The organism is Salinicola avicenniae (assembly GCF_023736115.1).
GTDB lineage: Bacteria > Pseudomonadota > Gammaproteobacteria > Pseudomonadales > Halomonadaceae > Salinicola > Salinicola avicenniae.
In genome coordinates, this window is sequence record NZ_JAKQZC010000006.1 from 451277 (window position 1) to 473697 (window position 22421).

Annotated in this window: 20 protein-coding genes and 1 riboswitch; of the genes, 4 read left to right on the forward strand and 16 right to left on the reverse strand. The window is 64.5% G+C overall.

Translation table 11 applies throughout. From position 1 onward, the window contains the following. Positions 1-74 precede the first annotated feature (74 nt). Positions 75-950, reverse strand: a complete 876-nt coding sequence (locus MC381_RS16715) for a LysR family transcriptional regulator (RefSeq protein ID WP_251978894.1) — start codon at positions 948-950, stop codon at positions 75-77. Between the two features lie 188 nt (positions 951-1138). On the opposite strand from MC381_RS16715, the gene MC381_RS16720 reads away from it, so the two are divergent. After that, complete coding sequence (locus MC381_RS16720) at positions 1139-1564, forward strand: VOC family protein (RefSeq protein ID WP_251978895.1); 426 nt, start codon at positions 1139-1141, stop codon at positions 1562-1564. A 158-nt stretch (positions 1565-1722) separates the two neighbouring features. On the opposite strand, the gene MC381_RS16725 is transcribed toward MC381_RS16720, so the two are convergent. Continuing rightward, positions 1723-3015 carry an MFS transporter gene (locus MC381_RS16725; protein WP_251978896.1) on the reverse strand — a complete coding sequence of 431 codons (1293 nt, stop codon included), beginning with the start codon at positions 3013-3015 and terminating at the stop codon, positions 1723-1725. A 155-nt stretch (positions 3016-3170) separates the two neighbouring features. Here MC381_RS16725 and MC381_RS16730 point away from each other — a divergent pair, with 155 nt between their 5' ends. After that, positions 3171-4085, forward strand: a complete 915-nt coding sequence (locus tag MC381_RS16730; protein ID WP_251978897.1) for a LysR substrate-binding domain-containing protein — start codon at positions 3171-3173, stop codon at positions 4083-4085. Between the two features lie 74 nt (positions 4086-4159). Beyond that, a riboswitch (TPP riboswitch) is annotated at positions 4160-4289 on the forward strand. An 86-nt stretch (positions 4290-4375) separates the two neighbouring features. Continuing rightward, a complete protein-coding gene (thiC, locus tag MC381_RS16735) occupies positions 4376-6265 on the forward strand; it encodes a phosphomethylpyrimidine synthase ThiC (protein ID WP_251978898.1) in 1890 nt (629 codons plus the stop codon). A 183-nt stretch (positions 6266-6448) separates the two neighbouring features. Here the strand turns inward: thiC and MC381_RS16740 are convergent, their stop codons facing one another. The 5 genes from MC381_RS16740 to MC381_RS16760 form a co-directional block, all read right to left on the reverse strand. Further along, a complete protein-coding gene (locus MC381_RS16740; RefSeq protein WP_251978899.1) occupies positions 6449-7192 on the reverse strand; it encodes a 5-formyltetrahydrofolate cyclo-ligase in 744 nt (247 codons plus the stop codon). 172 nt (positions 7193-7364) lie between these two features. Beyond that, positions 7365-8921 (reverse strand): ABC transporter permease, encoded by a 1557-nt coding sequence (locus tag MC381_RS16745; RefSeq protein WP_251978900.1) that lies wholly within the window; start codon positions 8919-8921, stop codon positions 7365-7367. A gap of 67 nt (positions 8922-8988) precedes the next feature. After that, complete coding sequence (locus MC381_RS16750; protein ID WP_251978901.1) at positions 8989-9801, reverse strand: ABC transporter ATP-binding protein; 813 nt, start codon at positions 9799-9801, stop codon at positions 8989-8991. Further along, the gene (locus MC381_RS16755; protein WP_251978902.1) at positions 9798-10787 is read right to left on the reverse strand and encodes an ABC transporter substrate-binding protein; all 990 of its coding nucleotides are present in this window, start codon (positions 10785-10787) and stop codon (positions 9798-9800) included. Before MC381_RS16755 ends, MC381_RS16750 begins: the two co-directional genes overlap by 4 nt. A 59-nt stretch (positions 10788-10846) precedes the next feature. After that, positions 10847-11584 (reverse strand): 5-formyltetrahydrofolate cyclo-ligase, encoded by a 738-nt coding sequence (locus tag MC381_RS16760; RefSeq protein WP_251978903.1) that lies wholly within the window; start codon positions 11582-11584, stop codon positions 10847-10849. Positions 11585-11770: 186 nt separating this feature from the next. Between MC381_RS16760 and MC381_RS16765 the strand changes: the two genes are divergently transcribed. Continuing rightward, positions 11771-12625: a MurR/RpiR family transcriptional regulator gene (locus MC381_RS16765; protein WP_251978904.1), complete on the forward strand. Its 855-nt coding sequence runs from the start codon at positions 11771-11773 to the stop codon at positions 12623-12625. A gap of 145 nt (positions 12626-12770) precedes the next feature. Here the strand turns inward: MC381_RS16765 and MC381_RS16770 are convergent, their stop codons facing one another. The 9 genes from MC381_RS16770 to MC381_RS16810 all read right to left on the reverse strand — a co-directional run bounded on the left by MC381_RS16770 (position 12771) and on the right by MC381_RS16810 (position 22410). Next, positions 12771-12959 (reverse strand): CsbD family protein, encoded by a 189-nt coding sequence (locus MC381_RS16770; RefSeq protein ID WP_251978905.1) that lies wholly within the window; start codon positions 12957-12959, stop codon positions 12771-12773. 193 nt (positions 12960-13152) lie between these two features. Beyond that, positions 13153-13431 (reverse strand): peptidylprolyl isomerase, encoded by a 279-nt coding sequence (locus MC381_RS16775; protein ID WP_251978906.1) that lies wholly within the window; start codon positions 13429-13431, stop codon positions 13153-13155. 146 nt (positions 13432-13577) lie between these two features. Next, positions 13578-13901, reverse strand: a complete 324-nt coding sequence (locus MC381_RS16780) for a glutaredoxin family protein (RefSeq protein WP_251978907.1) — start codon at positions 13899-13901, stop codon at positions 13578-13580. 49 nt (positions 13902-13950) lie between these two features. Then, positions 13951-14550, reverse strand: a complete 600-nt coding sequence (locus tag MC381_RS16785; RefSeq protein WP_251978908.1) for an EF-hand domain-containing protein — start codon at positions 14548-14550, stop codon at positions 13951-13953. Positions 14551-14676: 126 nt separating this feature from the next. Beyond that, positions 14677-15375 (reverse strand): transglutaminase-like cysteine peptidase, encoded by a 699-nt coding sequence (locus MC381_RS16790; RefSeq protein WP_251978909.1) that lies wholly within the window; start codon positions 15373-15375, stop codon positions 14677-14679. Between the two features lie 36 nt (positions 15376-15411). Further along, positions 15412-17325 carry a bifunctional diguanylate cyclase/phosphodiesterase gene (locus MC381_RS16795; RefSeq protein ID WP_251978910.1) on the reverse strand — a complete coding sequence of 638 codons (1914 nt, stop codon included), beginning with the start codon at positions 17323-17325 and terminating at the stop codon, positions 15412-15414. A 15-nt stretch (positions 17326-17340) separates the two neighbouring features. Further along, positions 17341-18693, reverse strand: a complete 1353-nt coding sequence (locus MC381_RS16800; RefSeq protein ID WP_251978911.1) for a TolC family outer membrane protein — start codon at positions 18691-18693, stop codon at positions 17341-17343. A gap of 110 nt (positions 18694-18803) precedes the next feature. Then, entirely contained in the window at positions 18804-20219 is a 1416-nt protein-coding gene (locus tag MC381_RS16805) for an HlyD family type I secretion periplasmic adaptor subunit (RefSeq protein WP_251978912.1), read from the reverse strand. Then, complete coding sequence (locus tag MC381_RS16810) at positions 20203-22410, reverse strand: type I secretion system permease/ATPase (RefSeq protein ID WP_251978913.1); 2208 nt, start codon at positions 22408-22410, stop codon at positions 20203-20205. The genes MC381_RS16805 and MC381_RS16810 overlap by 17 nt, the downstream gene beginning before the upstream one ends. Between the last annotated feature and the right edge of the window lie 11 nt (positions 22411-22421).

Consider the following 22421-nt stretch of genomic DNA (forward strand, 5'->3'; position numbering starts at 1 on the left):
CGGTCGATGAAAGCCCTTGAGCTGACATCGCCTTTCCCGGTCATCGCTATCTGCCGAGAGACCTAGCGCGAAGCTTAGGGCATCGCTTCCATCAGACGCAGGAGTTCGCGTTCAATGATCGCCACTAGCGGCGACTGTGCGGGCGGAAGCCGCGAGACCATGACCAGCTCTCGGTAGAACTCTTCCTCTTCCAGCGGCAACACCCTCAAGGGTAGCGGCCGCTGGCGCTGCCACAGGCCAGTCATCGGAATAAGCGCTACGCCGAGCCCCTGCTCCACCATCCGGGCGATGGCGTCAATCTCGTCCAGTTCCAGACGAATGTCCGGGCGCAACCGCTGGCGCTCCAGATAACGCACAACCTGGCGCCCCCCGAAAGAACCCCGGTCGTAGAGCACCAGCGGATGATCGGCAAGCAGCTCGCGCAGCGTGACGCCGCGGCTCGCTAGCGGCGCGATCAGCACGAAGGGTTCGCGGGCAATCACTCGCGTATGCAGATCGCCCGGTAGATCGAACGGCGGCCGCACGATCAACGCCATGTCCAAGTCGCCCTTGTCGACCTGATCGAGCAGCGCCAGCGAGACGCCGGGAACGACGCGGGTCATCACCCCTGGCGCCTCGTCGGCCAACGTTTGCAGCAACGCCGGCAGACGACCGCTCTGCAGGCTGGCAATGGCCCCCAGATGCCACTCGCCGCTGGGCCCCTCGGCCGAGGGGTGACGAATACGTTCGGCCAGCGCCAGCATCTCGTTGGCCTGGGGCAACAGACGCCGCCCAGCCGCATTCAGCTTGACCGCGCGCCCGGTCCGCTCGAACAGGGGTTCGCCGATGTCGGCTTCGAGATTGCGAATCTGCGTGCTGACCGCAGATTGCGTCAGCCCTACCGCCGCGCCGGCCGCAGAGAAGGTGCCGTGGCGCACCACGGCGAGAAAGGTCTTGAGCTCTCTCAACATGAAGGAAAGACCACTACGATGAATCCATTTATTTTAATATCAGACAGCAACATTATGCGCTTTTCATCAAAGTTATTCGCAGACAGAATGCGCTGACGACGCCGAGAGACCTTTCGATCTCTCGGCGACAAGGCCCGATGCGATACTGATAACGCATTCGATGCCCATGACAACACAGGAGAACCCCCATGGCACTGTCACCGTTCCACCTCGCGATTCCGGTCCACGATCTGCCGGCAGCCCGCAAGTTCTACGGCGAGACCTTCGGTCTGAGCGAAGGCCGCTCCAGCGCCCAATGGGTCGACTTCGACTTTTACGGCCACCAGCTGGTGATCCACGAGCATCCGAAAACGGCGGCGCAGGAAAACGCCCACACCAATCCGGTCGACGGCCACGACGTGCCGGTACCGCACTTCGGTATCGTGCTGAGCTGGCCGGAGTGGGAAGCCTTGGCCGAGCGTCTGAACGGCTTCGGCACCGAATTCGTGATCGAGCCGTACGTTCGCTTCAAGGGCGAAGTCGGTGAACAGGCCACCATGTTCCTGCTCGACCCGTGCGGCAACGCCCTGGAGTTCAAGGCGTTCAAGGACATGAGCCAGCTGTTCGCGAAGTAAGTACGACTCGCGCTGCCCGGGCTTTACCCTTTGGCAAGCCGGGCGTCGAGAAACGAAAAGGCCGTCGATCGAAAGATCGGTGGCCTTTTGACGTTTTACTCCCGAGCACAAGCGTTCGGCCTGTACGCGGCTCAAGCCCGATGGGCTCCCCCGTTGCCTCAGGCCAGTCGCCGGAGATGCAGCCCGCCGATCGCCAGGGCAAGCAGCAGGAGCACGGCGATGAAGCCGGCGACCCCGTTCCAGCTGGCCCAGTACCAGAAGGCCCCGCCCAGGGTACCGGCAAGACTGGAACCGAGATAATAGCTGAACAGATAGAGCGACGAGGCCTGCCCACGCGCCTGCGTGGCACGCTGGCCGACCCAGCCGCTGGCCAGCGAGTGCGCGGCAAAGAACCCGAAGGTAAAGATCAGCATCCCGATCAAAATCACGCTGACCGGCGAAAACAGCGTGATGGCGAGCCCCACCAGCATCATCACCACGAACCGCCAGAAAATACGCTGCCGGCCGAGACGATCCGCCAGAGACCCCGCCCAGGCTGAGCTGTAGGTTCCCGAGAGGTAGGCGATCGACAATACACCGACCAGCGCCTGACTGACCCCGTAGGGTTCCGCCAGCAGGCGATAGGCGATGTAGTTGTAAAGCGTAACGAAGCTGCCCATCAGCAGGAACGCTTCGAGGAACAAGAACGGCAGGCCGCGATCGCCAAAATGGACCTTGAAGCCGGACAGCACGTTGCGCCAGTTGAGCGGCCGCGGCGTGAAATGCCGAGAGGGTGGTAGCCAGCGCATGAACAGAAAGGCCGCCACCAACGACACGACCCCGATCGTCGCCAGGGTCCAGCGCCAGGGCGCGAAGTCCACCATCACGCCACTGATCAGTCGCCCACTCATCCCGCCGATCGAGCTACCGCTGATGTAGAGCCCCATCGACAGGCCGACATAGTTAGGATGAATCTCTTCGTTGAGGTAGGTCATCGCCACGGCACAGAGCCCGGAGAGCGAGAGCCCGACCAGCGCGCGCATGATCAGGATGCCGCTCCAGTTCGGCATGACCGCGGCCAGCAAACTGAAGACCGCGGCCGCCAGCAGCGCCACGGTCATTACCGACTTTCGCCCCAACGCATCCGAGATCGGTCCCGTGATCAAGAGCCCCAGCGCCAGCATGCCGGTCGCCACCGACAGCGACAGCGAGCTTGTCGCGGCGTCGATACCGAACGCTTGCGAGAGGATCGGCATGAGCGGCTGGACACAGTAGAGCAGGACGAAGGTCGAGAAGGCACCGAGGAAAAGCGCCAGCATGGTCGGCAGATAGCCGCGCTGGCCGCGCTCGATATATCCTTTGTCTCCAGATTCGATGTCGCCGGAGCAACGCTCGGTATTGGCCAGCGCGGAGGCGGATGATGACGTGCTTTCTGAAACAGCGGATGTGGACGAGATCTTGCGACGGGGCAACCCGATTCTCCCGATGACAGGGCGCAACGTGCACGGCTGGCGCACGCCGACAATGGAATAAAAGGAACAGAGCCAAGGTGGCGAACAGGTTACGCCGGACGAATACTGGCTTCTAATATATTATTCGTCGTCTTTGATAGCTTTTGCGACTGATTATGGAACTTCGCTACCTACGCTACTTCGTGGCGGTGGCCGAGGAGCTGCACTTCGGCCGCGCCGCTGCCCGTCTCGGCATCTCGCAACCGCCGCTCAGTCAACAGATCCGGTCACTCGAGGCAGAGCTGGAAACACCGCTCTTTCTGCGCACCAACCGCCGGGTCGAACTGACTGACGCTGGCGCGCTCTTTCTCGCCGAAGCGCGAGAGATCCTTCAGCGCACCGAACGCGCCTCGCGCCGTGTCACGCGCCTGGGGCGGGGCGAGACTGGCCAGCTGCGCATCGGGTTCACCACCTCGGTCCCCCTGACCGCAACCCTGCCCCGTGCCCTGATGGGCTACCGTCAGCGCTTCCCGGAAGTCGATCTGCGCATGCACGAGCTCAACAGTCAGCGCCAGATCACGCCGCTGCTGGAGAACGAGCTCGATATCGGCATCATGCGCCCGGCCACCCTGCCCGAGGCGCTGGAGGCCTTCACTCTGATTCGCGAGCCGCTGGTCGCCGTGGTCAACGCGCAGGACGCCCTCGCCCGCGAGGAGACACCGCTGTCGCTGGAGGCACTGGCCAACCAGCCCTTCGTCTACTTCTCCCCCGCCGCGGGCACCGGCCTGCTCGAGCAGTTTCAGGTCCTGTTCGCGCGTCGCGGGCTGACCCCCAACGTGGTGCAGGAAGTCGGCGGGCCGAACACGATCATCAGCCTGGTCGCCAGCGGCCTCGGGGTCTCGCTGCTGCCGGCCTCGTTTCGCCATATCCAGATCGACAATGTGCGCTATCTCCCGCTCAGCGACGCGGACGCGGTCTCCGAAGTCTGGCTGACCCACGCCCGTCGCCAGCTCTCGCCGCAGGCCACGAACTTCATCGAACAGGTCCAGTCGGTCATTGCCGGTAGCGATGCCCTCGATCCCCGCCCATGACGAGCCGCCGACAGCGGCGAAATCAGCTTGACCCATCGCCCGACCACGACAGACACTGGCGACGGCAATCATTTGCCAGCTTGACGGGGTGCCGGTGGAACCGGCTGAGATCGTCCTGCGCTATCTGACCAAGACTGCGCCACGACGGGTCCCGACGAACCTGATCCGGCTAGTACCGGCGTAGGGATCAAGCGGAGCGCTCGTCGTCATGCCACCTGCTCGCCGAGCCGATTCTCCCCTCCTGCGCTGTGCGCCGGCCTGACATCCACGTCACGCCAGAGGCACGCCCTATGAAATCCCCTCAGTTTCTCTCCGAGACCGCGCGCGTCGACAGCGCCGCCATCGCCCCGCTACCCGCCTCGACGAAGATTTATGTCGAAGGCTCACGTCCGGACATCCGTGTTCCCATGCGCGAGATCGCGCTATCGCCGACTCAGACGAAGGACGGACCCGAGCCCAACGCACTGCTCACCGTCTATGACACCTCCGGCCCCTACACCGACCCGGACGCCGAGATCGACATTCGCCGCGGCCTGCCGGCGCTGCGCCGCGCCTGGATCGACGCGCGCGACGATACCGAGTGGCTCGATGGCCCCACGTCGAACTATGGCCGGCTACACGCCGAGGACATGCGCCTGTCGACCCTGCGCTTCCAGCTTCAGCGTACGCCGCGGCGGGCGCGCATGACAAAAGAAGGCCAGGGCGCCAATGTGACCCAGCTTCACTATGCCCGCCGCGGCCTCGTTACCCCCGAGATGGAGTTCATCGCCATCCGCGAGAATCAGCGACGACGGGCCGATCAAGCCGCCGACAGCGATCCCATGCTCTCGCATCAGCATCCGGGCGAGTCCTTCGGTGCCAATCTGCCCGACGAGATCACGCCGGAGTTCGTGCGTGATGAGGTCGCCCGCGGGCGCGCGATCATCCCCGCCAACATCAACCACCCCGAGTGCGAGCCGATGATCATCGGGCGCAACTTCCTGGTGAAGATCAACGGCAATCTCGGCAACTCGGCGGTGACCTCCTCGATCGAGGAGGAGGTCGACAAGATGACCTGGGGCATCCGCTGGGGCGCGGATACGATCATGGATCTCTCCACCGGCCAGAACATCCACGAGACCCGCGAATGGATCATCCGCAACTCGCCGGTGCCGATCGGCACGGTGCCGCTCTACCAGGCGCTGGAGAAGGTCGACGGCGTAGCCGAGAACCTGACGTGGGAGATATTTCGCGACACCCTGATCGAGCAGGCCGAACAGGGTGTGGATTACTTCACCATCCACGCTGGCGTGCGCCTGCATCACGTGCCGATGACCGCCGACCGCGTCACCGGCATCGTTTCCCGCGGCGGCTCGATCATGGCCAAGTGGTGCCTGGCGCATCACGAAGAGAGCTTCCTCTACACGCATTTCGAAGAGATCTGCGAGATCATGAAGGCCTACGACGTCTCGTTTTCGCTGGGCGACGGTCTGCGCCCCGGCTCGATCGCCGACGCCAACGACGCCGCGCAGTTCGCCGAGCTCGAGACACTGGGCGAGCTGACGCAGATTGCGTGGAAGCATGACGTTCAGGTGATGATCGAAGGTCCCGGCCACGTGCCGATGCAACTGATCAAGGAGAACATGGACAAGCAGCTCGAATGCTGCGACGAAGCGCCCTTCTATACCCTCGGCCCGCTGACCACCGATATCGCCCCGGGCTACGACCACATCACCTCCGGCATCGGCGCGGCGCAGATCGGCTGGTACGGCTGCGCCATGCTCTGTTACGTCACGCCGAAGGAGCATCTGGGCCTGCCCAACAAGGATGACGTCAAGACCGGCATCATCACCTACAAGATCGCCGCCCACGCCGCCGATCTGGCCAAGGGCCACCCGGGCGCGCAGCGCCGCGACAACGCGCTATCGAAAGCGCGCTTCGAATTCCGCTGGGAGGATCAGTTCAATCTCGGCCTCGACCCGGATACCGCACGCGCCTATCACGACGAGACGCTTCCCAAGGACTCGGCCAAGGTCGCCCACTTCTGTTCGATGTGCGGGCCCAAGTTCTGCTCGATGAAGATCACCCAGGAAGTGCGCGAGCGCTTCGGCACGTCAGCGTCTACCGAGAAAAACGAAGGATTGAAGACGCAGGCGCAGCGCTTCCAGCGCGAAGGCGGCAAGCTTTATCGAGAGATATAAGCGGCGAGACAAGCCGGCGACCGGCAACAAGAATACGAGCGCCCATCGTCAACCTGGGCATCGATGCCAACGCTCGCCAGACGGGCGGGATCAGAAAAAGCTGGCCGTGGAACGGGAGTAGCCAAGCGGGATACAGCCAAGAAAAGCAAGGCGCGTCGCCATGGCGGCGACGCGCTTCGAGGCTCAAAGATCGCCCAGAGCTTCCATCCGGCAGAGCTCCTGCAGCGGCGGAATGGTGTCGTACATCTGCTGGTCGAGCAGTTCCCAGACGATCCCCACGGTCGGCTTGTGCGGCGCACTGACTTCGATCGTGCGGGTCGGCGTGAAGATGACGTCCGACACCGTGTCGAACACCTCCGGACGCAGCTCTTCGGCCAGTACCTGGCAGTCGTGGACAAGCGCCGCGGAAGGCGTGTTGACGTCGATGTTGCCGATGCGGAACAGCATGCCCCACTCGGCATCGAAGAAGCCGTGTCCCTTGCCGAAACGGATGCCCGCCTCGTTGATCGCGCCGGTGCCGGTGACCATGAAGTCGGTTTTCGGCATCTGGCGAATCTCGGCCAGGGTGACCGCCCGGCCCATGCGCTCCATGCCGTCCAGCGTGGCGGCATAGAGGTACATGTCCTCGGGAATCTCGGCGGGATCGAGTAGCCAAAAGCCGCGCTTGATCGAATAAGTGGTCATCAGCACCTGCTTGCCATCTTTGAGCGCCCGATGACGCAGCTCTTCCAGGCAGTTGTCCGGCGTGATGAAGATGACCTTCGCTTCCTGGTAGAAGCGGTGGGCCACCAGGCGCTCGGTCGCCGCCTCGCGCTGCTGGAAGTCAGCGATGAACTCGCCGAAGTCGAAATGAAAGCGGCTGTCGGGGAAAGCGACCTGGCGCAGGTCGCGGAACACGCGCTGACGCACGTCGGATTTATGACTCATGGCAACCTCGAGTTCGATCAATCAGGCCCTGGCGGCTTCACGCCACCGGAGCAATTCATGGTTAAGGACAACCCGCCCGCCGGCGCTGTCGGACGACACGGGTTACGGCACCGATATCAAACGGCGCCCTCGTCAAACGGCGGGTTATGACGCTTTCGCCAAACGGCGAGTCTCACGACGCTGACGCCATGGCGTAGCGCTTCAGGACCCAATGCTCGATGAGCGTCACCGCCAGGTAGAGCAGCACCGATACCAGCACGGCAGCGACCACAACGGCCCAGACCAGGCCGTAGTCGAGCGATCCCCGCGCCACGTTGAGCAGGTTGCCGACGCCAGTGCCGGTAGCCAGCCACTCGGCGATCATCACGCCGAGAAAGGCGCGCGGCGCGACCAGGCGCGCCGCCGCGCATAGATACGGCAGACTCCATGGCAGCGATACCAGGCGAATCTCGCGCCAGCGCGAGCCGCCGAGCACCCGCACGCAGTCACGAGTCGCCGCCGGCACCAGCGCCATACCCTGCGCCAGCGTGACGTAGGCCGGGAAGAACGTGACCGAGATGGTGATCGCGAGAATGGTCGCGCCATCGCGGCCGAAGATCAGCACGATCAGCGGCGTCAGCGCGACCAGGGGCATCGACTGCGTCAGCAGCGACAGCGGCATCAGTACCCGCCCGAGCACCGGGCTGAGCGTGCCGACGATCGCCAGCAGCAGCGCGAAGGCGAGTCCGACGAGCATGCCGGCAAGACACCAGGGCACGGTCTGCGCGAGCGCGCCGCCGACGATGCGCGTCAGGCTCTCGGGACGCATCGTCGAGAACAGCTCGACAACCAGCTCCGGCGGCGAGCGCAGCACGAACGGTGAGACCCCGACGCGCTCCAGCCCCCATACCGCCGCCCACCACAGCAGCACCGGCAGCGTGACCGAGATCGCCAGACAGAGCAGGCGGCCGGCGCGCGACATCGAGCCGCTCGACGAACCGCCAAGGCTCTCCTGCGCAGGCGCCTGACGACCGACCCAGCCGCGCGCGAGCAGCAGGATCGACAGATAGAAACCGGCACTGATCGCCGTCGCCACCAGACCGATGCCCCACAACCGAGCCGGATCGCCGCGTCCCAGCGAACCGATCAGATAGTGGCCGAGCCCGGCGCCGGCGCCCGAGCCGAACTCCGCCAGCAACGACCCCAGCACGGCATTGGGCGCGGCGACCCGCAGACCGGCCAGCAGCGTCGGCAGCGCATGACGCAGGCGAATCCAGCGCAGTGTCGCCCAGCGCCCGCCGCCGTAGAGACGCACCAGATCGAGCAGCCGGGCGTCGACGCGGGTCAAACCGAGAACCGTGGCGACCATCGTCGGGTAATAGGTCGACAGGGCCGCCAGCGCGATCCGCGGGGCGTCGCCATCGAAAGCGATGACCAGAATCGGCGTCAAGGCAATCGGCGGCATGGCGAAAAGCGTGACGTTGACCCCGCTCAGCAAGCGACCCGCGGGACGCCAGCTGGCCATGAGGAACCCGACCAGCACGGCGACGAGATTGCCGAGCAGAAAACCGATCAGCGAGGTCCGCACCGTCGCCCGGATATGTTCGGGGTAGTCGTGCCAATCGACGATAAGCTGGCCGAGGATGCCGCTCGGGCTCGGCAGTGCGCCGCCAGCGACCCACTGTTGACGCCCGGCGATCTCCCACAGGGCCAGCAGTGCCAGCCAGCCGAGCGCGATCTTGAGAGGCATTGCGTAACGCGCTTTCGGCCGACGCCGCGTCTCTGGTTTCCTGGCGTCCTGCGCCTGCCCCGCCAGCTCAGCCATGACGGCATTCGTCCTGCGAATCGTCCTGATCGGACGGTTTGCCTTCGAACATCAGTGTCAGCAGCTCGGCTTCCAGCTCGCGGCATTCGGCGCTCGCGAGCAGCGATAGCGGGCGCTCGCGCGGGAAGGGGATATCGACCACCCGCGCGATGCGGCCTGGCCGGCCGCTCATCACCACCACCTTGTCGGCAAGGAAGATCGCTTCGTCGACGCTGTGGGTCACCATCACGGTAGTGACCGGTCGATTCAGCCAGAGCCGCTGCAGCTCCTCGTTCATGCTCCGACGCAGTATCTGGTCGAGCGCACCGAAGGGCTCGTCGAGCAGCAGGAGCTGCGGCTGGCTGACCAGCGCGCGGGCAATGGCGACGCGCTGGCGCATGCCGCCGGAAAGCTGCGACGGCAGCGCCTGCTCGAAGCCTTCGAGACCGACCAGCGCAATCATCTCCCGCACGCGCTCACGGTCGGCCTGGGTCATCCGCCCGATGACGTCGAACGGAAAGCGCACATTGGATTCGACGCTGCGCCACGGCAGTAGCGACGCTTCCTGAAAGGCGATCCCCAGTGCCCCGCGCTGCTGCAGCGCCAGCGGCGTCTCGCCTCCGACACGCAGTTCGCCGCTGGTGGGCTGGTCGAGCCCGGCGAGCATGCGCAGCAGCGTGGACTTGCCGCAGCCCGAGGGGCCGATCAGGGCGATGAAACTGCCCGCCGGCGCGTCGAGTGAGACCGCGTCGAGCGCCAGCAGCGAGCGGCCGTCGACATCGAAGCGACGGCTGACTCGATCGAGTTGCAGACCGGCTGATGTCACGCCTCGAGCTCCGCCAGCAGCGACGTATCGAAATGCTCGGCGGATGCCTCGATGCCGATGCGGCCGAGCGCCTCGACGCATCGAGCGATATCGGTATCGGCCATCGAGAAGATGCCGTTGGGCGACTCGATCAGCGGTTGCTGCGCCTGGTTGAAGAAGATCTCGTTGTCGATGGCGCGACCGTTGCCGGCAAAAAAGCTGTCGGCGAACAGCGGCGGATAACGCGTCGGATCCTGAAAATTCTCTTCCCAGCCACGACGGCTGGCACGCAGCCAAGCCAGCAGGTCCGCACGCCGGCTCTCCAGCGTCTGGCGCGTGACCACGAGCGTATCGTTGAAGACCGGGAAGCCGTGATCGTAGAGCAGGAAGCTGACCGCTTCCTCGCCGTGGAGCTGGATCGTGTAAGGCACGTTGGTGACGAAATCGAGCGACGCATCGATCTCGCCCTTGAGCAGCGGCGTAGGGTCGTAGGCATAGGGCACGATGCGCACGTCGTCGGTGGACATGCCATTGGCGGCCAGCATCGCCTCCACGGCCAGACGATTGACTGGCGGTACCGCAAGTACCTTACCGGCGAGATCCTCGGGCTTCTCGATCGGGTTGCTGGCCAGACTGACGATACCCACCGGGCTTTTCTGGTACTGGGTACCGATGATCACCAGCGGTGCCCCTTGCTGGGTGACAGCTTTGAGCGTGCTCTCGACTGTGGTCAGTGCGACGGCGGCACGATTGGAGAGCAGCGCGCCCTCGGGAATCACGTCCGGACCGCCGGGGCGATAGTCGAGCGCTAGCCCCTCGTCGGCGTAATAGCCGTTGCGTTGTGCCACGAAGTAGCCACTGAACTCGGCATCGTTGACCCAGGACGCCTGCATGGCGAACGGCGTGCCCTGCCCATTCTGGGCCATCGATAGAGCCGGCCAGCCCAGCGCGCCGGCCATGACGCCGGAGCCCGTCATCTGAAGAAAACGCCGTCTGCTGAGCGTCATCGTTGGATCCTCACTGGTTTGTTCGTGGTATCAACGCCAGAGCGTTCGAAAGGTCGGAATCACGCGAGCCCCAGCGCCCGCTGCCATTCGCGCAGCGGCGGCATGGCGTCAATGCGCGACTGATCCAGCCGGCGCCAGTCGATGCGTGAGGGGCGCGGCGTCTCGCGGGCGATCTCGAGCGTACGCGTCGGCGTAGCGATAGCATCGAGCACGACATCGCGCTCGCTGGGGAACAGCCCCTCTTCGACCACCTGCACGTCGTGCACGAGCGTCCAGATGGGCGTGGTGTCGTCAACGATCCCGAGTTCGGCGAACAGCAGCCACTCGAGATCGAGAAAGCCGTGGCCACGGCCAAAGCGCACACCGTGCGTGGTCACCGCGGAGGCACCGGTGACGATGGCATCGAAACGCCCCATCGCGCTCAACGCCTCCAGTGTGACCGGCTGCCCGAAGTATTCGAGGCCATCCAGCCAGGCAGCGAAACGGGCTTCGGATCGCGGCACCGAGCCCGGCTTGATCCAGAAAAAGCCGCGTGCCATGCCGTGGGTCGAAACCACCACGCTGACATCGTTCTCGATCAGGGACTGGCGCAGCCCGTCCAGGCTGTTGTCGGGCGTGACGAAAACGTGTCGAGCCCCGGCGAATCTCGCGTCATCGAGACAGCGCTGCGTCGCCACATCCGAGCCGATGAAGTCGGGAATGAACTCCGCGAAGCGCATATGGAAACGGGAATCGGGGATCGCGACAGCCTGTAGCTGATTCCAGATCCGTTCACGAAGCACACGTTTGGCCAGCACTCGAGCATCCTCTGGTTGTATTTGGAACCCCAAGTTTCATAATAATGCCAACCTGAAACTCAAGTTTCCAAAAGATCGCGACGCAAAAAAACGCTAGGCTGCATCGCCGCGTGGCGCGGGCTTCGGCCAGCCACGCAGCAAACTGCCCGGCGGCATTCACGCCTCGCCCTGAAGACGGACACGGAAATGTCAACGAGATTGGTTCTGGCTATCCAGGAACACTACGAGCAGCTCTCTCCCAGCGAGCGCAAGCTGGCCACGCTGCTGCTGGACCGGATCGACGACATGCTCGCGTATTCTGCCAAGGAGATGGCCGACATGGCCGGCGTCTCCAAGGCGACTGCGGCACGCCTGTTCCGCAGTCTTGGCTACCGGGACTTCAACGAAGTGCGCCTGCAGGCACGAGAGGAACGCAATCGCACCCAGCCTTTTCGCCATGCTCCCTCGAGCGAGCAGAAGCCAGAGCCGGCACGTGGGCTAACCGTCTCGACCCATCTGCAGCTGGAAACCGATAGCCTGGCACGCACCTTCGAGGTCACGCGCAACGACACACTGACGAAGGCCGCCGAGAAGCTCGCCACGGCGCCTCGCGTCTGGCTGCTCGGCCAGGGGCTCGACCAGGGGCTGATCTATTATCTGCGTCCGCTGCTCAGTCGCATGCGCGCCGACGTCTTCTGTCTGGGCGCACAGAGCGGCCTGTGGGCGGAAGAGCTGGCCATGCCATCGCCCCGCGACGTCGTGCTGCTGGTGCTCTCGCAGCACCGCGCACCGGTTCTCGAGCGCGTGATCGAGCAGTTGACGCTATCGCGTGTACAGGTCGTGTCGGTGGTGGACGTGCGCAACACGGCTTGGGCGCAGGGCTTTTCGGAGAGCGTGCTCTCCTGCTACAGCACCGGCGGCCCTTACGGCTACTCGGCCATGAGCCTGGTCAGCATGCTGCACCTTCTGGCCCATGCGACGGCGGAACAACTCGGTGACCGCGCCCTGCAGCGTACGCACCTGATCGACGATATCGCCGAGGAGCTCGATCAGAACGCGTGATGGCGACACCTCGGTCGGGGCGGCAGAGACCCGCCGAGCGCATCCGGGAGGGGAGATTGCATGCCAGTGATGCGTGAATCGCGAGGGGGGAAACGCTAATGGCCCCGACACAGATCGGGGCCATTAGGGGGAAGCGTAGGCGCGTTCAGTGACGCGGCTTGACGCTGTCCTTCAAATTACCTTCGGCGGACTTGGCGTTGCCCTTGGCCTGTTGCGCCTTGCCCTTGCCTTCCAGTTCGCGATCCTTGGTGACTTTACCGGCGGCTTCCTTGAGCTTGCCGGCCGCCTTATCGGTCGCGCCTTCGGCTTTGTCGGCCTTCGAATTCTGTGCCATTTGCGTTACCTCGCTGACGTGGAATGTCCGTTTCACGCTCGCCAGTGCCGCCGCCCCTGCCGGCAGCTGTACGGTGCGGGGCAGCGACTCGGGCGACACTTCCAGCGTAGTCCAGCGCCGCAGGGTAACTGACAGAAAATCGTAACGATTTGTCGAGCCCGCGTCGGCAAGTCTGCCGAGGCGAACCTGCCGCTCAGGTCCGCGAGGTGACTTCGAGCAGATGGTATCCGAACTGAGTCTTGACCGGACCCTGCACTTCGTTAAGCGGGCCGTTGAAGACAACCTCATCGAACTCCTTGACCATCTGGCCGCGACCGAAGGTACCGAGCTCGCCGCCCTGACGGCCGGAGGGGCACTTCGAGTGCTCGCGCGCAACCTCGGCGAAATCGCTGCCGGCTTCGATCTGCTGCTTGAGTGCGAGGCACTGCGCTTCGCTGTCAACGAGGATATGACGGGCGCTGGCTTGGGACATGAGGATCTTCCTGCTATTCGGTGAAAAAGTTCGTTTCGGTGAAAAAGTTCGTCTCAGTGAATAAGTTCGTCGGGTCAAAGGCTCGACGAGCATCACGCCATTCTACGAAAACCGCGCAGCGGACAACAGACCAGCCAACCGGCGTTTCAGATCGCCCCTTCACCGAAGCGTTGCGCCAGATAGCGATTGATTTCGGCCGACTCGTACATCCACGTTACCTGCCCGTCGTCATGCACAATGCGCAGGCAAGGCACCATGGTACGCCCACCGCCTGCGGCCAGCTCCCGGCGCGCTTCGGGCTCACGCTGAATATCGCGCTGTTCGATGGGCAGTGCCAGGCGCGCGATCTGCGCGTTGACGCGCTGGCAGAACGGACAGCTCGGGAACTGATAGAGCATCAGGTGACGGCAGGCAGCGTCGACACGTGCCTGCGCCTCGGGGGCGCGCTCGACCGGGGGCGTGGAGAACATCTGACGGATTCCTCTGATTAACCGATTGACCATAACGAGCCTCGCCACGCTATTCCGATGCGTCCTCGTCGGCGGACTCACGCGGAGCAGCATCTTCTTGCGCTCGGTCGTTCGCCGCACGATCGATGGCGGCAGCCTGGGAATCATCCAGCAGCACCGGGATCGTCAGCGGCGCCGCGCTTGGCAGCGTCATGGAAGTCGGTGCCAGCGAGGTGATCGGTGCCGGACGATAGCGCTGTGTCGGCGGCTCTGGCGGCAGCCGATAGTCACTGGAGACCAGCGATGCATCGGCGTCCACTGCCCCCGGAAGATGGAGCGCCGACTGGATCGGCCGCGAAGCGAACTGGTCGCGGAACTCCTGACGCGAAATGAGCCCGCTCCCGTCGGCATCCAGCGTGTGCCAGTTGCCGCCGAGTCCGAGCGTCTCGATCTCTCGCGTGTCGAGGCGATCATCACGATCGATATCCGCCGCCTCGAATACGTTGTCGGCACTGACTTGCACCTCGCCCTGCACCATCGGGCGCTCGACCACCAAATCGCGGTCGGTACTCTGCGCCGCACAGGCGGCCAGCAGGCTGGTCAACGACAGCAGACCGACCCACCGGTACCGCCCTGCCCCCGCTGTCGTTGTCATCGTTCTCTTGCTCACGCGGTTCTCCTCAGGCGATGTCGCCAACGGCCTTTCCCAATGATCTTTCCCGGTAATCGTCTCGATCACGCTTCGCCAGCGCCCTGTTCGACGGCGGCGATCCCACAGGTCGTCAGCGGCTGGCCATCAGCCCCGGGGATCGCGCAATGCCCCGCGTTCCAGGCGACGTTGCCAGCTCTCCCAGAGACTCAACCGACTGGACTCGCCGACTTCCCGGCCTTGCCCGTCGAGCTTACTGATCCAGAGATGGCTGCCATTGAAACTGTAGACCGGCACCAGGTCGTTGCGACTCGCCGCAGGTTCGACGGTCTTGACGATGTTGTCGAGCACGACCGGCGGCGTCGACGGCGTCGGCGCCCAGGTCACCACCATGTGGAACTGGTCGTAGGGCACGTATTTGACATAGTGCAGGCGCAGTTGGTCATCGGGCACGCCGAGCTCGCGCAGTGTCAGATACTTGGCCATGGCGAAATCCTCGCAGTCACCCGCCCCGACACCCAGGAATTCGAACGGGGTAGCCCAGTAATCCTCGATCCCCCAGACATCGATATCGTCGACGAAGCGCAACTGGTTGAAGAAATCGTTGACCCCCGCCAGCTGGGTCTCGACGGACCGCCCCTGCAGCCGGTCAATCAGCACCGGCCACTGCTGAATCCGCTGCCAGCCGGGATCACCGTAGAGCGAGACGACCGTTTGGCGCGACGGCAGCCGCGGCAGCGCCTCGACCGAGGCGACAAAGCCGCCCAGCGCCAGCAGGCCGGCCAGCGCCAGACTGGACAGCCAGCGCCCCGGCCGGACCCGGCGTCGGCGCAGCAGCGCGTTCATGATGGCCAGTCGCGGCGGCCCGGTATCACGCGCCGATCACGACAGTGATGCGATCGGCGCCAGATAGCCCTGATAGCCATCGGCACCGACCTCCTCGACACGCTGACGCTGTTCATCCGACTCGACGCGCGTGACGATGACCTTCGCCTCGACCTGATGGGCCGCCATGCACAGGCTACGCAGAAATTCGCGATCCACGTCCTCGCGCACGAAGAAGCCCTGGTCGATCTTGACATAGTCCGGGCGCAGGCGGGCCAGATAGCCCATGGCCGCCAGCTGGCGTGCAAAACGGTCGATGCCGCCGCGCGCGCCGATGCGGTGCGCCAGGCGGAAAAGCTGCTGCACCGCGTCGAGATGTTCCAGGGCGACCTCTTCGCTGACCTCCAGATCGAGCCGGGCCGCCAGCCGCGGATGGGTCTCGAGCCACCGTATCAACGCCTGCAGCGCCATCGGCGTCGCCAGAGAGTCGGCGGTCAGGTTGATCGCCAGGCGACCCGCATACGACCCGGCCTGCTTCTCGAGCTGCGCCAGCACTGTCAGATCGAGACGGGCCCCGAGGTGGAAATGATTGACGACAGGCAGGAACAGATAAGCCAGATGGCGCGTTTCCCCCTCGTTGAGACGCACGTAGACCTCCCGATGGAGCTCATCGCCACCGGCCAGCAGCACCGGTTGCGCCACTAGTGTGACGTCCTCGGCCTCGAGCGCCCGATCGATCACCAGTCGCCACTCCTGGCGGCCACGCGCGGCCGTGTCGTCTTCCGCGCTGACCGTCACCCAGCGCTGGTTGCGCTCGATCGCCTCACGCAAGGCGCTATCCGCGCGGGCCAACGCGCCCTCGCGCGTCATGCCACGCTCGCGCAGCACGATGCCCGCTCGCGTGTGGCGGGCGCGATTCTCGGCGAGCGGGTTGGCATCGACGATATCATCGAGACGATCCAGCGTATCGCCCAGCCAGCCATCACGCACGGCGTCATCGCAGTCCGGCAGGATCATCGCGAACTCCTCGGCGGAGAGCCGCGCCGCCAGCACCGGATGCCCCTCGAGTGCCATGTGAGTCAGGCAGGTACCGATGTTGCGGATGGCGTGGTCACGCGCCTCGAAGCCATCGCGACGATAGAGTTCCTGCAGGTGATCGATGCGCAGGATGACCAGGGCACCACCCACCGGCGCCGCCAGCCACTCGTCGAGTACGCGCGCCAGGTAAGCACGATTGCCCAGCAGCGACACCGCATCCTGCTCGGTCAGCCGCTGCAGACGCACGACCTGCTCGGCCTGCTGGTCGAACTGCTGATTGAGTCGCTCGCCAAGCCGATTGACCGATTCGGTGATGCCGCGTAGCTCGCGCACGTGACTCGCCGGCAGCGGCGCGTCGAAGCCGTCGATCTGCATGTCGCTGATTCGCCGTGCCAGCCGATTGAGCGGCCCCAGCAGCAGCTTGATGCCGACAATGCAGAGCACGAAGACCACCAGCATACCGATGACCAGCCACAACAGTAGCTGCAGCGCCAGCGACCAGAGCTGGTCGTAGGCGTAGGCGCTTTCCGACTCCACGCGGACGCTGCCGAGTGCCGACCAGCCACCGCTGATCTCACGCTCCCCGCTGGCGCTCGGCAGGTCGATCGCATGCTGGAACCACGCCGGGGTATCGCTGCCGCGCTCGGTACTGACGACCAGCGGCGTGTCGCGTCCCACCGCCTCGAGCTCGATCCGACGCACGACGCCCCCGTCAGCGACGGCGCGCATCAGGGTCTCGGCGCTGGTCCAGTCGCCGATCTCGACGAAAGGCACCAGGGACAGGCTCAGCGCCTGGGCGAGATTGTCGACGTCGGCACGCTGTCGATCCGCCAGCGAGGCACGTGTCTGATGGACCTCGATGGCGAAGATACCGATCGAAAAGAGCAGCAACAGTCCCACCATGATGGCGACGGAGCGGCGAAACAGACTCATGGGCGTGGCCTCCGGTCAGCCTTGGGGCGTGGCGTGGTCGCGAATTGGCGGCGGATAGCGGTCGCCCGCCTCACCGATCATGTCGACGTCGACCTGCAGGTTGTCGAGGAGCTGCCCGGTGGCGGACAACAACCGGTAATTGGCTCGGCGCAACGCGAATTCCGCCTCGACCTGCGCCTGCTGGGCATTGAACAGCTCGGTTTCGCTGTCCAGCATATCGAGTAGCGTGCGGCGGCCGATGTCGAACTGCTTGCGGTAGTTGACCCGGGTCTGCTGACTGGCATCGACGTGCCGCTGCAGGTACGGCAGCTGGCTGGTGACATAGTCGCGCGCGTTCCAGGCCAGACGCAGCTCGTCTCGAATCTCGCGCAGCGAGCGGTCGCTGTCGTAGCGCACGGCACGCAGTGCATCTTCTCGCGAGCGCAACTCGGCCGTATCGATACCGCCGCGATAGAGATTCCAGGACATCACCAGGTCGGCATTCCAGTCATCGGAATCGTTGCCTTCGTAGTCGTAATCGCGACTGGCCTGCCGGCTCGCCTCAGCGTGAAAGCTAGGCAAGAAATCGCCGCGCTCGGCAGCGACCTCGTACTGTGCGGCGGCAATCGAGCGTGACGCGGCGATAACCAGCGGGTTGTCGGCCGTGGCCATGGCCATGGCAGCATCGAACTCGTTCGGCACGCTGTCCATGTCGGCCTGGTCGGGCAGCGACAGGTCACGCGGGCGCTCGCCAACGTAGCGAACGAACGAGGAAACCGCATCATCCAGGTTGTTGCGCGCCGAGATCAGACTGGATTGCGCCTGTGCCAGGCGCCCTTCCACCTGGCTGGTGTCGGTGGTCGTGCCGGCGCCCAGCTCTTCGCGGCGCCGGATGTCCGCAGCAATCCGCTGGTGCGTGTCGACGTTGCGCTGGGCGAGATCCACCAAACGCTGAGAGCGCAGGACATCGAGATAGCTGTTGATCGTTGCCAACCCGATCTGGTTTGCCGCCGCGGCTATCTGCCAGCGCTGATAGTCGCTCTCCGCATCGGCCTGGCGAATGCGCTCGAGCGTGGTATTACCGTCCCAGATCAGCTGCGAGATCGTCACGTAAGCCCGACGATAGTCATGCGGGTCGCTGGACTGCGAGACGCCGTCGATTTCGCTCTCGTTTTCGCCGTAACCGACGCGCGCCTCGAGATCCACCGAGGGGCGGTAGGCGCCACGCTGCGCGTCGGCGTCGTCCAGCGACTGCCGATAGCGCGCCAGCTCGGTCCGCGTCGCGGGATAGGACATCACCGCTTGCGTCACCGCCTCGGTCAACGTCTGCGCCTGCGCGCTACCGGCCAGCATGGCGACACCGGCCGACAGGACCCATCGTTTCATCATCACGCTACTCGTACCCCTTGAATGCTATCCACCGCTGATTGTCGTGCACCCCTCACGCCAGGCCCCGCTGCCACCGGGACCCTCACCACCGTGCCCCTCGCCACCGTCGATTAGCGCTCACGCAACGCTCCCTGCTTGGCGCGCAGAATCGGCTTGAGCAGATATTGCAGAATGGTCTGCTCGCCGGTGATCACGTCGACCGTCGCCTGCATCCCGGGAATGATCGCCAGATCATCGACGTCCTCCCCCAGATGGTTGCTATCGGTGCGCACCGTCACTTCGTAGTAGGTATTGCCTTTTTCATCCTCTTCGGTGTCCGGGCTGATTCGCATCACCTCGCCCTTGAGGCCGCCATAGATAGTGAAATCGTAAGCCGAGAGTTTGACCGTTGCCGGTTGGCCAACATGAATAAAGCCAACATCGCGCGGCGCGATTCGCGCCTCGACCAGCAGCTTGTCCTCGATCGGCACGATCTCCATCAGGCTGGCACCCGGATCGATGACGCCACCGATGGTGTTAACGTTGATCGACTGGACGCTGCCGCGAACCGGCGAGGTCACCAGAGTGCGGTCAACGCGGTCCTGCAGACTGACGCGCCCTTGTTGAAGGCTATCAAGCCGGTTGCGCGCCTCGGTCAGCGCGTCGGCGCTGCGCGAGCGGAACTGGGCGGCGACATCACGATGACGGCTGACGGCCTCCTGAAGCTCCGCCTGCTTGGCGGGAATCGAGAGCTGTGCGGATTCGAGCTCGCCCCGCTGGTCGTTGACCTGGCGCTGCAGATCGAGCAGATCGACCTGCGAGACGATCCCCTCGCGCACGAGCGGTGCGGTGATCCCCAACTGCTGGCGCGACAGCTGATAGCTGCGCGAAAGAGAATCCACGCGCGCCCGCAGCTCCTGCAGTTCCTGCTGACGCTGCTGAATCTGTGCCGCTGCTTGATCGAGCTGGGAGCGTAGACCATTGATCCGCTCACGATAGGCGCTCACCGCGGCGCCATGGATATCCTGATTGGCGGCGCGGAACTCATCGCTGAGCGGTATCGGCTGCGTCGAGACGCTCACCTGATCTCGCCAGCCTTCTGCCTCCGGATTGACCGCAACGGAGGCCAGTTCCGCCTGATACTGCGCGACCGACGCCTGCAGCCCGGCCAGGGTCGAGTTGCGCTCGGCCAGGTCGGAGGTCGCACGGGTCGGATCGATCCGCACCAGCGGCTGACCGGCTTCGACCACATCCCCCTCGTCGACGTAGATCTCGCGCACGATCCCGCCTTCCAGATTCTGGATCGTCTGCAGCCGCGACGAGGGCACAACCTGCCCGGTACCGCGCGTGACGACCTCGATCTGCGACAATCCCGCCCAGACGAGAAAGGCCACGAAGGCGGCCAGCACCACCCAGATGATGACGCGCGAGCGCCAGGGGGTGGCGAGCAGCGTGGCTGCGCTGGCGTCGTCCGCCAGCTCCAGCTCGCGCGACGTCGGCCGCGGCCACTTGACGATGTTTCCCGGCAGGTTATCCGCGTTGGCCATGGCGCACCTCCTGCTGGCTACCCGCGGTGGTCTCGCTTGGCGCCTGGACTCGTCCCTCATTGAGCGCCTTGAGCACGCTCTGCTTGGGGCCATCGGCGATCAATCGACCGCCGTCGAGGACGATGATGCGATCGACCACCTCGAGCATGGAGCTCTTGTGCGTGACCAACACCAACGTTTGGCTACGAGGCAGGTCGCGCAGGGTCCGTCGCAGCATCGCTTCCGCGCGGTTATCCATGTGTGAGCCAGGTTCGTCGAGCAGCAGCAGTGCCGGTTGCGGCAGTATCGCCCGTGCCAGCAATACGGCCTGGCGCTGACCGCTGGAGAGCAGCCGCCCGCCCTCGCCCACCTGACGATCGAGCCCATCGGGGTCGCGTCGTGTAAACTCGCTGACGCCGGCAATCTCGGCTGCCCGCTGCACCGCATCGTCGCTGGCGTAGGGCTGACCGAGCATGATGTTGTCGCGGATCGAACCGAAGAAGAGCGCGCTATCCTGGCCGGCGAAGCCAATATGGCGGCGCACGTCGGCGGGGTGAATCTGGTTGATATCGAGACCGTCCACGCGCACGCTGCCATCGCTTGCGCGATAGAGACCGCTCATCAGACGCTCGACCGTGCTCTTGCCGGCGCCCATGCGCCCGATAATCGCCACTCGTTCGCCGGGCTCGATGGTGAAGGAGATGTCGGTCAGCACCGCCGGCGACTGCTCCCCGTAGCGGAAACCGACGTGGTCGAACTCGAGTCGCATGTTGAGCTTGTCGCGATGCACGTAGTTCTTCTCTTCGTCGACCTCATCCGGCAGATGCATGATCTGCTCGATCGCGGCCATGGCACTGCGCGTCTGCCCTAGCCGTGTAATCAGCAGTGCCATCTGCGCCAGTGGCTGCAGCGCGCGGCCGGTCAGCATCACGGCGGCGATCAGCCCCCCCATCGACAGTTCGGCATTGCCGATCAGGTAGACCCCGAGCACCACCAGCGCAACCGTCGACAGCTGGTTGACCGACATGGTCAACGAGGAGACCGATGTCGACAGATTGCGACTCTTCACGCCCCACTTGGCGATCTCGCCCACGGCCCGCTCGTAGCGTCGCTGGGTCTCGCCCTGGGCGTTGGCAAGCTTGATGCTCTCGAGCCCGGCAACACTCTCCACCAAGCGGGCGTGCTTTTCTGTCGCCAGTCGCGAGCCGAGTTCGATCGAGCGTTTCAACGGCCACTGGATGGCGATGCTGTAGGCGATCAGGATCAGCAGCGCGACCAGCGGCACCCAGACCAGCGCGCCGCCCACGATCCAGATCACCCCAAGGAACAGAATCGCGAAGGGCAGATCCACCAGCGTGGTCATGGTCATCGAGGTGAAGAAGTCACGAACCGAATCGAACTCCTGCAGGTGCTTGACGAAGGCCCCCACGGAAGCCGGCCGTGCCTCCATCCGCAGATTCATCACCTTGCGGAAGATCTTCGACGACAGCAGCACTTCGGATTTCTTGCCCGCGGTATCCAGGAACCAGGAGCGGATCTGGCGCATCAGCAGATCGAAGCCGACCACGATCGCCATGCCGATCGCCAGCACCCAGAGCGTATCGAAGGCGAGGTTCGGCACGACCTTGTCGTAGACATTCATGGTGAACAGCGGGGCCGCCAGCGCAAACAGATTGATCAGCAGCGAGGCAATCAGGACATCGCGATAGATCGGCGTCGACAGTTTCAGGGTCGACCAGAACCAGTGCCCTTCCGCCAGCTTGACCGTTTCCGGCGCCCGCGCGTCGAAGCGGTGTTCGCGCCGCACGTAGAGAACCTGGCCGGTCGCCTGTGCCGTCAATGATTCCATGTCGACAACCTGGGTGCCCTCCGCCTCCGGCACATAGACCGTCGCCTGCTGGCGCTCGGCATCGCGCTCGAGCATGACCACGGCGCGACGCCCCTGCAGAATCACGATGCAGGGCAGCAGAATATCCGCGACGCGATCCGGGCGCTGGCTAACCAGCTTGGCCGACAGCCCCGCGCGCTGGGCGGCCCGCGGCACCAACGACAGCGTCAGCCTGCCCTCGTCGAGCGGTAGGCCATCGCTGATCACGTTGGCCGACCGCGGAACGCCGTGATGGCGAGAGAGAAAGACCAGCGCACCCAGCAGCGGATCGATCTCCTTCTCGCCGACCGGATCCGGCCGTAGCGGTGTCGGTTCGTCAACCAAACCTACTTACT

Coding starts and splice junctions, on each gene's coding strand:
- MC381_RS16730 (WP_251978897.1), top strand. CDS start 3,171: ATGGAACTTCGCTACCTACGCTACTTCGTGGCGGTGGCCGAGGAGCTG.
- MC381_RS16770 (WP_251978905.1), bottom strand. CDS start 12,959: ATGGCACAGAATTCGAAGGCCGACAAAGCCGAAGGCGCGACCGATAAG.
- MC381_RS16805 (WP_251978912.1), bottom strand. CDS start 20,219: ATGGCCAACGCGGATAACCTGCCGGGAAACATCGTCAAGTGGCCGCGG.
- MC381_RS16795 (WP_251978910.1), bottom strand. CDS start 17,325: ATGAGTCTGTTTCGCCGCTCCGTCGCCATCATGGTGGGACTGTTGCTG.
- MC381_RS16720 (WP_251978895.1), top strand. CDS start 1,139: ATGGCACTGTCACCGTTCCACCTCGCGATTCCGGTCCACGATCTGCCG.
- MC381_RS16790 (WP_251978909.1), bottom strand. CDS start 15,375: ATGAACGCGCTGCTGCGCCGACGCCGGGTCCGGCCGGGGCGCTGGCTG.
- MC381_RS16715 (WP_251978894.1), bottom strand. CDS start 950: ATGTTGAGAGAGCTCAAGACCTTTCTCGCCGTGGTGCGCCACGGCACC.
- MC381_RS16800 (WP_251978911.1), bottom strand. CDS start 18,693: ATGATGAAACGATGGGTCCTGTCGGCCGGTGTCGCCATGCTGGCCGGT.
- MC381_RS16765 (WP_251978904.1), top strand. CDS start 11,771: ATGTCAACGAGATTGGTTCTGGCTATCCAGGAACACTACGAGCAGCTC.
- thiC (WP_251978898.1), top strand. CDS start 4,376: ATGAAATCCCCTCAGTTTCTCTCCGAGACCGCGCGCGTCGACAGCGCC.
- MC381_RS16755 (WP_251978902.1), bottom strand. CDS start 10,787: ATGACGCTCAGCAGACGGCGTTTTCTTCAGATGACGGGCTCCGGCGTC.
- MC381_RS16775 (WP_251978906.1), bottom strand. CDS start 13,431: ATGTCCCAAGCCAGCGCCCGTCATATCCTCGTTGACAGCGAAGCGCAG.
- MC381_RS16740 (WP_251978899.1), bottom strand. CDS start 7,192: ATGAGTCATAAATCCGACGTGCGTCAGCGCGTGTTCCGCGACCTGCGC.
- MC381_RS16780 (WP_251978907.1), bottom strand. CDS start 13,901: ATGTTCTCCACGCCCCCGGTCGAGCGCGCCCCCGAGGCGCAGGCACGT.
- MC381_RS16745 (WP_251978900.1), bottom strand. CDS start 8,921: ATGCCTCTCAAGATCGCGCTCGGCTGGCTGGCACTGCTGGCCCTGTGG.